Source organism: Citroniella saccharovorans (genome assembly GCF_035481615.1).
In the GTDB taxonomy this organism is placed as follows: Bacteria; Bacillota; Clostridia; order Tissierellales; family Peptoniphilaceae; genus Citroniella; species Citroniella saccharovorans.
Window position 1 is genome coordinate 94,682 of record NZ_JAYKOT010000001.1, and the last position, 12,235, is coordinate 106,916.

General features: G+C 31.7%; 10 protein-coding genes and 2 pseudogenes. 6 read left to right on the forward strand and 6 right to left on the reverse strand.

Annotated features, from left to right (window positions below):
* The first annotated feature begins 240 nt into the window (after window positions 1-240).
* From VLK81_RS00445 to VLK81_RS00470, 6 genes are all read left to right on the forward strand, one after another.
* Window positions 241-999 (forward strand): MBL fold metallo-hydrolase, encoded by a 759-nt coding sequence (locus VLK81_RS00445; protein WP_324618608.1) that lies wholly within the window; start codon window positions 241-243, stop codon window positions 997-999.
* Between the two features lie 511 nt (window positions 1,000-1,510).
* Window positions 1,511-1,636: a hypothetical protein gene (locus VLK81_RS00450; RefSeq protein WP_324618609.1), complete on the forward strand. Its 126-nt coding sequence runs from the start codon at window positions 1,511-1,513 to the stop codon at window positions 1,634-1,636.
* 27 nt (window positions 1,637-1,663) lie between these two features.
* Window positions 1,664-3,007: a sigma-54 interaction domain-containing protein gene (locus tag VLK81_RS00455; RefSeq protein WP_324618610.1), complete on the forward strand. Its 1,344-nt coding sequence runs from the start codon at window positions 1,664-1,666 to the stop codon at window positions 3,005-3,007.
* Window positions 3,008-3,271: 264 nt separating this feature from the next.
* A complete protein-coding gene (gene speB, locus VLK81_RS00460; RefSeq protein WP_324618611.1) occupies window positions 3,272-4,234 on the forward strand; it encodes an agmatinase in 963 nt (320 codons plus the stop codon).
* Window positions 4,234-5,700: a YjiH family protein gene (locus VLK81_RS00465; RefSeq protein ID WP_324618612.1), complete on the forward strand. Its 1,467-nt coding sequence runs from the start codon at window positions 4,234-4,236 to the stop codon at window positions 5,698-5,700. The genes speB and VLK81_RS00465 overlap by 1 nt, the downstream gene beginning before the upstream one ends.
* A 174-nt stretch (window positions 5,701-5,874) precedes the next feature.
* Window positions 5,875-6,144, forward strand: a complete 270-nt coding sequence (locus VLK81_RS00470) for a hypothetical protein (protein WP_324618613.1) — start codon at window positions 5,875-5,877, stop codon at window positions 6,142-6,144.
* A gap of 196 nt (window positions 6,145-6,340) precedes the next feature.
* On the opposite strand, the gene VLK81_RS00475 is transcribed toward VLK81_RS00470, so the two are convergent.
* The 6 genes and pseudogenes from VLK81_RS00475 to VLK81_RS00500 all read right to left on the reverse strand — a co-directional run bounded on the left by VLK81_RS00475 (window position 6,341) and on the right by VLK81_RS00500 (window position 12,235).
* Complete coding sequence (locus VLK81_RS00475) at window positions 6,341-8,935, reverse strand: cell wall-binding repeat-containing protein (RefSeq protein ID WP_324618614.1); 2,595 nt, start codon at window positions 8,933-8,935, stop codon at window positions 6,341-6,343.
* 46 nt (window positions 8,936-8,981) lie between these two features.
* A complete protein-coding gene (locus VLK81_RS00480; protein ID WP_324618912.1) occupies window positions 8,982-9,104 on the reverse strand; it encodes a hypothetical protein in 123 nt (40 codons plus the stop codon).
* Window positions 9,050-9,215, reverse strand: a pseudogene (locus VLK81_RS00485) (toprim domain-containing protein); the annotation flags it as partial. The pseudogene VLK81_RS00485 and the gene VLK81_RS00480, both read right to left, overlap by 55 nt.
* Before the next feature lie 107 nt (window positions 9,216-9,322).
* The gene (locus tag VLK81_RS00490; protein ID WP_324618615.1) at window positions 9,323-10,765 is read right to left on the reverse strand and encodes a helix-turn-helix domain-containing protein; all 1,443 of its coding nucleotides are present in this window, start codon (window positions 10,763-10,765) and stop codon (window positions 9,323-9,325) included.
* Between the two features lie 109 nt (window positions 10,766-10,874).
* A pseudogene (locus VLK81_RS00495) lies at window positions 10,875-11,086 on the reverse strand (hypothetical protein); the annotation flags it as partial.
* A 915-nt stretch (window positions 11,087-12,001) separates the two neighbouring features.
* A complete protein-coding gene (locus tag VLK81_RS00500; protein WP_324618894.1) occupies window positions 12,002-12,235 on the reverse strand; it encodes a helix-turn-helix transcriptional regulator in 234 nt (77 codons plus the stop codon).

Below are 12,235 nucleotides of genomic sequence, written 5' to 3' on the forward strand. Positions count from 1 at the left end.
TTGAAATAATCCGCCCGTAAATCGCACTGTTTGAGCGATAGCGAGCTATTGATTTACAGGATTATGAGATTTAGAATTTCGGGGTTTCTGCAGTCGGATAAGCGTTTTTGGATTTTGTCTACACTATGGACCCAGGATTTTTTCCTGGGTTTTTTAATTGAAAAATAAAAGCTAAAGTAGGAGTATTGATTTTTAAAAATTTATATAAGATAATATTAGTAGAATAAAAAGGAGGAAGTCATGAATAGTATAAGAATAAAATATCTATTTCACTCAGGATATGTAGTGGAATTTCCCGATAAAATCCTTATATTTGACTACTATAAAGGAGCCTTAAGTAATTTCCTAAAGAAAGACAAAAAAATATATTTTTTTGTAAGTCACGGACATAAAGATCATTTCAATAATAAAATATTTGACTATAAAGATATCGGTAAAACCTACTTTATCCTATCAAATGATATTCTTGGTGTAAAAAAAGAAGGTAAAATCTTAAATATCGGTCAAAATAAGGAAGAAATAGAAAATAAAAAGAGAATCCTAGGAAAAAATGTGCATCTTATGGCAAGTAACCAAACTTTTAAAATAGATGATATGTTAATAAAAACATTCGGATCAACAGATTTGGGAGTTAGCTTTTTAGTTCAAACCCAAGGTGTAGGCATATTCCACGCTGGAGATTTAAACCTTTGGATATGGGACGAGGACACTAAAGAAGAAAGAGAAGAAATGTATAAAGCCTTTATGAAAGAAATTAAAAAAATTTCACAAGAAAAAGTAGACATAGCTTTCTTCCCACTTGATCCAAGGCTAGAAGAAAGAGCAGAAGACGGCTTGAAAATCTTTATAGATGAAGTTCCTTCCCAGCTAGTTTTCCCTATGCACCAAGAAGATGACTACTCCAAATCCATCTCCTTTTTTAACAGTCACAGTGAATATAGAGAAGTTTTTAAACCAATTTACGACAGAGGCCAAACATTTATAATAAGTTTAGAATAATTAAGACAAAAGATTAAAGCTAATAAAAGAGATTTACTTGACTTATATATAATTTCCTAACGCCTATTTTAATTATTTTTCTTAAATTAAACTAATCGTAGATATATTTTAAAAAAATCAAAAAAAATAAAAATCAGAGCGTAGACAAAATCCAAAAACGCTTAGTGGGCTACAAAAATTTAGAAATTCTAGCTTCTCTAATGCTGTAGGCCCGTAACTCGCTAAGCTCGGCAGTAGGGTTTACGGGCGCATTATTTCAATTTGAATTTCTTAAAATTTCTTCCGAATGGAACGCTTCCTTTTGGATTTTGCCTTTTTGTGGGCAGTCTGAATATAAAAATTTTTATTATGACGACTTTTTAGATTTACTTGAAATGGAAAAGGCAGACATCTCTATTCAAAATCCATATTATATCCACTGTTTGAAAATCTTGAAAATGTAAAGGAAGCTTACAAAAAAGTTTATGAAGGGTCAACAAAGCTTTCACATCTTGCTGTAAATGGCAGTGACATGATTGAAATTGGATATGAAGGTGAAAACATAAAAAAAAGTTTTAAAGTATCTGTTGAAACAGGTTATTGCAGGGCCAAAGATATACGAGTGGGAAAAGTTAATAAATATTGCTCAAAGGGTTAAAGGCGATATTGTTGGGAGTGAATAGTTATGACTAAAAACATTATAAATAAGAATTTTTTGACTAAGGTTCTGGACAAGTCCAACCAAGGTATACACATAGTAGACTCTAACGGTACAACTCTATATTATAATAAGACTGCCGAAGAGATTGACGGAATTTCAAAGGAAGAAATTTTAGGCAAAAATATGAAGGACCTTGTTAAAACAGGACTTTTTTCAAGGTCTGTCGCCCTAGATGTTATAGAGTCATGCAAACAAAAAGAGGTTGTGCAATATATAAATGATAGAGTGGTTATTGCCACTGGTGTGCCTATAACGAAGGACAAAGAGTTAGAAGCTGTAGTGGTGTTTGTTAAAGACTCTAAAGTTCTACGTGATATGACTTTGCAGCTACAAGATTTACTTATTGAAAATAACTACATGGCCAAAAATCTCTCTAAATATAATTCGAAGTACTTAAAGGAAGGAATTATAATTTCAAACTCTAAGGCAATGCAAAGGATTATGAAGGTCGCAAATAGAGTTTCAAAGTTAGAAACTCCAATTTTTTTACTTGGAGAGCCAGGATGTGGAAAGACTATGTTTGCAAAGTACATCCACGAAAACTCACTTAGAATTGATAAGCCATTTATAAAGCTAGACTGTTCTGCTATTCCAAAGTCAATTATCGAAACGGAAATGTTTGACGACGAAAATAGTTACAATGGTTCCCTACTTAAACAAGCGGAAGGTGGAACTCTATTTATTGACGAGATTGCAGACATGCCACTACCTTGTCAGCAAAGACTTGTGTATGAACTAAATAGAATAAAAAATTCTATGAAATCTCATGGGGCTAGCCCTAGCATAAGAATCATAGCTGCATCAAACGAAAATATTAGCAAAAACATTTCTGATGGCAAGTTTAGAATGGATTTGTACTATCTACTAAATATCATCCCAATTAAAATTCCTCCACTTAGGGAAAGAAGTGAAGATATTATTCCACTAATCAATCTATTTTTAAACAAGTACAATGAGTTTTACAACGAAGACAAGTCAATTTCTCCAAATTGTAAAAAGTTTTTAATTAACTACAGCTGGCCCGGAAATGTGCGTGAGTTAGAAAATATAATTGAAAGACTCGTTGTCACCAGCGACACTGATGTAATTGACGTGGAACATGTGGAAGAGTTTATAAATAATTTCTACACTAAGATTGATGATGGCAAGACTTTTAAAGAAAAAGTAGAAAGTTATGAGAAAAAATTAATCCTTGAATATAGTAAACAAGTGTCTTCAATTAAGGAGCTTTCAATCCTTGCAGGGATAAACGAATCCACCCTTCGAAAGAAAATTGAGAGATTTAATTTAAATATTACATTTTCGTAACATATCTTTTTTCGGAAAATTTTCCAAACGTTCGGAATTTTTTCCGAAATTTTTTTATTCATATTTCCCATTCTTTGGCCTAAAACTTTTATTTTGGAATTTTTTCCAATTACATTTCTTTGTAAGAGAATGTTTTCCTATTTTTTTAACTGCCTTTTTATACTCTAAAACTTGCAATTATAACCATTACCCCATATACTTTGCTTGTAAATCATTTCTTGCAAGGAAAACAATTTTTAAATTTTATTAAAGGGGTAATGAAAAATGACAGAAAAAAATATTAAACAACCGGCAACGGCTTTTGCTTCACCAAGATTTGTTAATACAGGAAACTTTATGCGTATGCAAAGATTTGACAATGCAGAAGGATTAGACTTCGCAATCTATGGAATTCCTTTTGATACAGCTTGTTCATACAGAGTTGGGGCAAGATTTGGTCCTCAAGCAATAAGAAATATTTCTGTAATGATGAAGACTAACAATCCTGTACACGAAGTTAATATTCTTGACTACCTAAAGGGTGGAGATCTTGGAGACGTTAACGTTGTTCCTGGATACATACATCCAACATATGATGCAATTGAAAAATTTGCAGGCGAAATATTAAAAGCAGGCGCTATTCCAATAGCTCTTGGTGGAGACCACTCAATAACTCTAGGAGAACTTAGAGCAGTTGCTAAGGAACATGGACCTGTATCACTACTTCACTTTGACTCTCACGCTGACATTAACGACACTGTATTTGGAGAAAAATATAATCACGGAACTCCATTTAGAAGAGCAATTGAAGAAGGACTAATCGACCCACATAAATCTGTTCAAATTGGTATGAGAGGTTCTCTATATGACGCTGGAGAGTTTAAACTAGCTAAGGACTTAGGATTAACTCTTATTCCAACTCACAAGGTTCGTGAAATGGGAATTCCTGAAACAATTAAAAAGGCAAAAGAAATTATCGGAGATAACAAAGTATTCTTAACTTTCGATATCGACTTTATCGACCCTGCTTATGCACCTGGTACTGGTACTCCTGAAGTTGGTGGATACACTTCACTAGAAGGTGTTGACATTATCAGAAGATTAGAAGGATTGAACTTTGTTGGAATGGACGTAGTTGAAGTTGCACCTCCATATGACCATGCGGAAATAACTTCTCTACTTGCAGCTAACTTAATCTTTGAATTCTTATCAATCCTTGCGTTAAATAAGAGAGAGAAACAAAAATAATGAAAGAGCAAACTAATTTTAGGGGAGCTCTTAGTAAGTCAGAAATTCGAGATCTAAATTTAGATCTCGAAGACTTACATCAGTTGGACTCTTTTGATTTAAAAGCAAATGATAAGAAAAAAGGGATTGCTAAGAGTTTAATTTTTACAGCTATAGCAATCTTTATCTTTTTTATTCCAATTACGATTAATGGCAAGACCGACATTACTTTTGGAATAATTTATAACGGACTTATGAATTTAACCGGAGTTTATGGACTGTGGTTTGTGACATTAATAACCATAGCAACAGCACTACTTAGTATATATGGCAAGTACTTTGCAAAGAGTGGAAAAATCTACAACTACTTTCATGGAGACTCTATGATTCATCCACTAATCTATTCCATTGGAGCAGCTTTTGCATTGCTATACACCCTTGATGCAACAACTTCTTTAAGTGGACCAGAAATTGTTGTAGGTGCATCAACTGGAGGAACAGTAATTCCATCAATTGCTGTTGCAGTTTTCTGGATAATCTTGGTTTCATCATTCTGTATGCCATTTTTAATAAACTATGGCTTTATTGATTTAATAGGAACTTTGATGGAACCACTTATGAGACCAGTTTTCAAACTTCCTGGAAGAGCTGCAATAAACGCATTAGTTTCATTCCTTTCAAGTAGTTCTGTTGGTGTGTTGATTACTAACAAGCTATATCGTAGAGGAGTTTATACTGAAAAAGAAGCAGTACTAGTTGCTACAGGTTTCTCCGCAGTATCTGTAGGTTTCGCCTACATGGTTATTAAAACTGCAGGACTTCAAGATCACTTTGCACTTGTATATCTTGTGTCTGCCTTAATGACTCTTATAGTTTCAGGTATTATTGGAAGAATCCCTCCTTTTAGTAAGAAGAGAGATATCTATCCAAATGGTAAGGTGCAAACTAAAGAAGATATTGACAATACAAAGTCTTCTTCAAATAGCGTATTTAAAACAGGTGGAAACAGAGCTGTTAAAAAAGCTTTCTTAGCGCCACCACTTGCAGGAGAAATCAAATCCAGTCTTAAGGACAGCGTGGAAGTTATACCAAAGGTAGTTACTTCACTTTGCGCTATTGGTACGGGAGCTTTGATACTTGCAGAAAACACACCTATATTTACATTTTTAGGCAAACTTTTCGTACCACTTCTAAACCTATTGAGAGTACCTAATGCAGCTGACATTGCTGCAAGTTTCCCTGTGGGAATAGCAGAGATGTTCTTACCTGTACTATTAATAGCAGAAAAGGTGCCTGTGCTTGATCCACAAGCGAGATTTTTAGTTGTTTCAGTTTCAATTTCACAAATAATATTCTTTGCTGAAACAATAGTTGTAATGATGTCTGCAAAGTTGCCTATAAAATTATGGGAGCTTGTTGTTGTGTTCATTGAAAGAACAATACTTGCAATTATAATAGGTTCAATCTTTATGCACATCTTATTCTAAAAATAAAGTCAGTATTTTAGCCGAGTGCCAAAATACTGACTCTTTTTATTTTAAATATTCTTCAAAGTAAGAAACTTCTTCAAGTACATCCATTAGTGATTACACTTCAAAGCCCTTGTAGCCTTTAACTTTTTCTGGATATGGGACGAGGACACTAAAGAAGAAAGAGAAGAAATGTATAAAGCCTTTATAAAAGAAATTAAAAAAATTTCACTAGAAAAAGTAGACATAGCTTTCTTCCCACTTGATCCAAGGCTAGAGGAAAGAGCAGAAGACGGCTTAAAAATCTTTATGGATGAAGTTTCTTCCCAGCTAGTTTTCCCTATGCACCAAGAAGATGACTACTCCAAATCCATCTTATTTTTTAACAATCACAGTGAATATAGAGACGTTTTTAAACCAATTTACGACAGAGGCCAAACATTTATAATAAGTTTAGAATAATTAAGATAAAAGATTAAAAGTAATAAAAGAGATTTACTTACAAAAATATAATTTTCTAACACCTATTTTAATTATTTTTCTTAAATTAAGCTAATCGAAGATATATTAAAAAAAATCAAAAAATATAAAAAATTTTATTATTCAATATAAAAAGAGGGCATGCTATTTAAAGGCATGTCCTCTTTCTTTGTTTTCACTATTTGAAAAGATTTTCGCTTACGCTATTTTCTCCTCCAAGTACAAAGATTTTTTCTATTTTGTTTCTTTCTAGATATTCTTTTACTACTTGTGGTAATTTGTCTTTTCCTGTTAGTAATATTGGGGCTTCTACTTTTCCTGTTATTGCTCCAAATACTAGTGCGTCTGCATAAGCTGTGCTATTTGCTAGAGCGATTTGTTTTGGATTTACAAATGCTCTTTCTGCTATTTTAACTGCTGTTTCGAATCTATCTTTTCCTGAGATTCTGTCCGCTTTTACTCCTAGTTTTACTGAGTTTTCTCCGCCTACTATTAGGATGTCTTTGGCTTTTTCTACTAGTTCTTTTGCGCATTCTGGTATGCTATCTTTGTTTACTAGTATTACTGCTCTGTCTTCTACTTGTGCTAGGCTTGATGCTGTTAGGGCATCTACTAGGCTTTGTCCGTTTGCTAGGATTAGTTTTTCTGTTTTTCCTGCGGCTTTTGCTATTTCTACTGCTGTTTCAAATCTATCTTTTCCTGCTATTCTTGTAATGTTTTGTTTTAGATTTTCTACTGCTTTTTGTGTTATTGAGTTTAAACCGCCTATTAGGATTATGTTTTTGGCTCCTAGTCTTTCTATTTCTTTTGCTACTTCTTCTGGAGTCATGTCTTTCTTTATTAGTAGGATTGGAGCGTTCTTTTCTTTTGCTAGTACGCTTGCTGCTAGTGCGTCTGCTTCTTTTTCTCCATTTACTAGGATTACGGTCTCTGCAGTATCAAAGTTTTTCTTTGAGATTTCTACTGCTGTCTTGTATCTATTGTCTCCTGCTTGTCTTCCTAGTTCGATTCCTTCAAAGATGTTCTTTTCTGGTTTTACTTCTGGTTTTGTTTCAGGCTTTGGATCTGGTCTTGTTCCTGGGTTAGGTCCTGGGATTGGATCTGTGCCTGGTAGGTCACCCTTATTTTCTTTAGTAATAATTGTTAAATCTACAACTCCACCCACTTGGCATAAAGAATAAAAATCTTCATCTTCATTTGAGTAATTTAGGCTTAGTTCATAAGGTATAGGTAAAGAAATTTTATCTTCTAATAAATCTTTAGCTAGACTTATAAGTAGGTAATTATCTTCAGACTTAACACTTATTCCCCTACTTTTAAGCTCATCATAAGCCCTATTGTAGTTATTTTTAAAAGTTATAGTTTCATTTTCATCCCATTCAAGAATTTCTAACTTTCTACTTGAATCTACTTCAACCTTTTTACCATCAACAGAAATTATTGGATTTTCAAGCCTAAAAATTAACTTATCCCCTTCTTCTTTATAGTCAGTTAATTTTAGGCTTAAACTTGGATTTTGATTTTCTATATAGAAAGATCCCATTTCCTTATTTTCTACAAGAGAATTTAATGAAGATAAGTCAATAATTTTATTGTCTGAAAAGTTTTTTATTTCAGCCCTACATTCCCTAAGAGGACTAATATCTTCAATTTCATTAGAATAGCCCTTAACATCATTTAAATTTTTCATGTTATAAAGAGCGCTAATATCTTTAACCTTATTTACAGCAAAATTTAATTCTCTCATTTTAGACATCTTTGCAAGTGGACTAATATCCTTAACCTTATTCTTATAAAGGTAGAGAACTTCTAAGTCAGTTAAATTTTCTAAAGGACTAATATCCTCTATCATATTTCCCCTTAAAACGAGATTTTTTAGCTTAGTTAAATCCTTTAGAGGAGTTAAATCTTTTATATAAACTAAATCTTGTAAATACAAAACTTCAAGATTTTTAAGATTTTTAAGTGGGCTAATATCTGAAATAGCATTTCCACTTGGGTCTGGCTTGTCATAAGGGCCAGAATAATTTCCATTCAAATGAAGCGAAGTTAAATTTACTAAATTTTCTAAAGGAGTAATATCCTTTATAATATTGCCTTGAGCCTTAAGAACTTTTAAATTAGTTAGGTCCTTAATAGGATTAAGGTCAGATATTTTGTTATTATCTAGGTATAATTCTTCTAAATTTGAAAGTTTACTTATAGCTGAAATATCACCTATATTATTTTCAGTCGCAGTTAAAATCTTTAACTTATTTAGATTTTCAAGTCCTTTTAAGCTAGTCAAATTATTTGAATTAACATTCACATCTTCAAGACTTCTTAAATCTTTTAGAAAATCTAAATTTTCTAAATCATTGCTCTTGATATATACTTTTTTTAACTTAGTGAAATTTGCAAGTAGGCTTAAATCTTTGCAGTGAATACTAGAAATATGCAAATCTTCAAGATTTACCGCTTCTTCAATCCCCTTCAAGCTATCTACATTTAAAATTTCAAAAGACTCATCAAATATTGGTCCAATCCTAAGAGCTTTTAAGTTTCTCATTTGATCCCTAGTAGGAACATAGTCTTTAGCTGTATCAGCATCTAGCTTTTTACTCTCATCAATAAGATTATCCTTATTCTTTAAAGATTCTACTACTTCCATTCTTACTTTGTCGTCTTTAAAATAGACTTTTTCTAAAGAGCCTTCTTCAGCACTAGCAAAATTATTGCAGATGCCTATTACAGCCACTAAACAAACAAAAAATAAAACAAATTTTTTCTTCATACTTCCCCTCCTATATTTTAAAATCGTTTATATTATATCATAGAAATTATAAATAAAACTTATAAAAATATTTTTCTGGAATTGTAGGAGAGCGTCTATTGTCCATTTCTTCTATTTTTCGTCTTGCCTTTCTGGACTTGCCATTTGAATTAAATGACCTACGCACCATGAAACAATGTATCCACCTCCTTCATAATATCCGTTTTTACTTGTTCTTGCGTGGGTTACCTTTGCAAGTTGTAACTGCTACACTTGGCTTTTCTGCTATTACTAATTTCATTAATAGCTCCATAAATTAAAAAAAGAGCGAAAGATTTCTCTCTCGCTCAAAGTATTTCTCCCGAATAATATATTATTTTCGGGAGAATTCTATTTTCTTTTTTAACTTTATTTGTTTACTTTCCAATATCCATCTTTAGCACTGCCTTTATACTCGATTGTTTTTTCATCTGTGAGAACTTTTAAATCTCTCTTAATTGTACTTACGGACACGTATAATATACTAGAAAGCTCCAGTGATGTTATTTTTGAATTTCCTTTTATAAGTTTCACTATCTTATTTCGTCTATCATTTGGTTTTAATTTTTTACCATCATTTTCACCCTCATTTTTCCCCTCACTCTGACCGTAATTTTGAGTACCATTTTGAGTGTCATTTTGAGTGTCATTTTGGGTGTCATAATTTAAATTCTTTAAAATTGTAGTAAATGAAGATTCTGTTGACTTAAACTCTGGTTTTAATTCTTCTTTATAATTTTCTTCAGCTTCATAAGCTTCTATAATTTTTCTAAGTCCAGATCCACGTCTTTCCATTAAATCCATTCTAGCAAATACGTCTGCTATGATTGGATTTCTTCTTGATGAAGATACATCTAGTGGATTTATATCTTGAATAAATGTACCATCATACATACCTCCAGGAGAATAGATTTCTAACCTATCATCATAGATATCTACATGGACTTCACTTCCTATCACAGAATAATCTCTATGAATTAATGCATTTACTAAGGCTTCTTGAACTGCCCTTTCGGGATATTCTGGATATTCTATTCTGTAGACTGGGCCTTTCTTCCACATCTTTTTAGAATTTCTCTTCACAAAGTCTAAAGAAGCTTTTAGCAGATAAATAATGTTACCTTCAAATTCTATATCATCTAAGGCATCCATTCTCCCATTAGCTTTAGTAAGCCCATTCCACCTAGTACAAAATACCCTTGACTGATAAACTTGATAGTTATCAGCAAATAAAGCTCCTGCTATGGTTAGATTTCCCTCATCATTTACAAGTCCAAAAGATTTCAAATCTTTTTCTTCAAAATCTTTTCCTGTTCTTTCTTTGTACTCGACTTTAAGTTCCTTAAAGCTTACATCTTCAATTTTTTTCTTTGACTGAAGTGAATCGTAACTTATATGTTCTCCCTTTAAAGACAAATTAAAAAGATCAATTCGACTTGCAGGGACACTTTGATTTCCTACTCTTTTATAAGCAGTTCTGTTTCCTGCATCTACTACAAAATATGGAGTGTTTTTCCCAGCAAATATACTTAAAATCAATATAACTTTTCCATCAATTTCCTTGATTTCCATATCAAATTCTGGAGTCGGATCCATTTTAATTTTTATGATTTCAGAAATATTTTCAGAAGTCTCTTGATAGTCACTAAGTCCAAGAATTATGTTATCCTCTTTTACTCCAAATATAAGCTTCCCACCTCTACCATTAGCAAAGGCTGACACAGTTTTTAACCAAGACTTTGGTTTATTCCTTTCTAATTTTTCTTTTTTGTCATATAGATTTGTTTCTCCAAGATAGTCTTTTAAGTTCAAAGTATCCCTCCTCTCTGGCAAATATTGTACTTAATTATACCATATTTTTGTATTGTTTATTCGATGATAGGACTTGAGATTTATAATAGTTCATCATCTTCAGCTAATGATTTTTGTGAGTTTTATAATTGTTAGATTCATCTTTTGTTAAGTCTTTACTTTCTTCAAAAATACTTTCAAACACCGCACCTTTTTTATAAGTCTTTTATTTCTTGCTTTTCTTTCTTGTTCATTAAGTTTTTTCTTCAACTGTCTTTTTTGATTTTGTAACTGCTTGATTTCTTCTTCTGCCATCAATATTTTTTCATCTATATTTTTCATCTTCCGTTTTCCTCTCTTTCTAAATTTGAGCAAAGAAAAAACAGTAAACCAATTTGATTTACTGTTTCTTGAATTGCTATATTATGGTTTCTTGGTTTTAAGTGAATTACTTTACTTTTTCAATCTTTATCTTCTTTATTTTCACATTATATAAATTTAGCAAAATAATCCCTAATACAAAAGCCAGTTATGTTATCAATATATCATACTGATGTTATGAGTTTCTCATTTACTTTAAGATACATTTTGCCTTATTGTTTTTTATTAGTTCTATAATAAGTGAGATTAATATCGATATAAGAATACACCATATCCATATAAAAACGCCATAATGCTTACTTAGTTGATATTTTGTTTGTGAACTCATATCTTTAGTAATCTTAAGCATAGACTGATTTCTAATATAATCACCCATAAAACGTCCTAAAAATAAACCACAAATATTTCCAAAAGTTATGGAATAACCTATATTTTTTCGAAAAAAAGTTATTAAAATTGCAATTAATGCCACTAAAATGTAAAAAACCTTATTATGAGCTATCCACTTGAACAAATAATGTGAATTATCCACTAAGCTAAAAATCACATATATAAAGAACCACAACAAGGCTTGAATAATTGGACTTATATTTTTTTTATGTGTGCTCATCTAATTTACCCAATATTTTGTTCTAAATTATTGTCTACTGCTGCAAATGCACTAACACTCATACTCATTATTAATATAAAAACTAAAACTAATGACATCATTTTTTCATAATTAAATTCCTCCTTTGTTTTCGGAAATATTAGGATAAGTCGTTTCTCTGTTTGTTTTTAGTAAGGAAGAAATCTTTATCACCGTTTTTATACCTTTGAGGATTGTTGTAGTTCATTAATATCACCTCCATTTTAATAAATATAGTCATATAATTCTTAACAACAATTACGACTATTACACTTATATGTTTCTTTTCCATCCAAGTCAAAAATCTTATACATACAAACTCCTAAAGCATTTGCTATATAGTTAGAAACATTTAGTCTAGGAATTGTTTCCCCTGTCTCTATTTTGTTTATACTTGTTCTTAAAATCCCTACTTTTTTACCAAGTCTATGCTGCGATAAACCTAGTGGTTTATGGTAGTTCCCAATTCTATTATCCCTTAT

Bases quoted from the DNA above. Each gene is read 5' to 3' on its own strand.
- VLK81_RS00445 (WP_324618608.1), top strand. From the start codon at position 241: ATGAATAGTATAAGAATAAAATATCTATTTCACTCAGGATATGTAGTG.
- VLK81_RS00450 (WP_324618609.1), top strand. From the start codon at position 1,511: ATGATTGAAATTGGATATGAAGGTGAAAACATAAAAAAAAGTTTTAAA.
- VLK81_RS00455 (WP_324618610.1), top strand. From the start codon at position 1,664: ATGACTAAAAACATTATAAATAAGAATTTTTTGACTAAGGTTCTGGAC.
- speB (WP_324618611.1), top strand. From the start codon at position 3,272: ATGACAGAAAAAAATATTAAACAACCGGCAACGGCTTTTGCTTCACCA.
- VLK81_RS00465 (WP_324618612.1), top strand. From the start codon at position 4,234: ATGAAAGAGCAAACTAATTTTAGGGGAGCTCTTAGTAAGTCAGAAATT.
- VLK81_RS00470 (WP_324618613.1), top strand. From the start codon at position 5,875: ATGTATAAAGCCTTTATAAAAGAAATTAAAAAAATTTCACTAGAAAAA.
- VLK81_RS00475 (WP_324618614.1), bottom strand. From the start codon at position 8,935: ATGAAGAAAAAATTTGTTTTATTTTTTGTTTGTTTAGTGGCTGTAATA.
- VLK81_RS00480 (WP_324618912.1), bottom strand. From the start codon at position 9,104: ATGGTGCGTAGGTCATTTAATTCAAATGGCAAGTCCAGAAAGGCAAGA.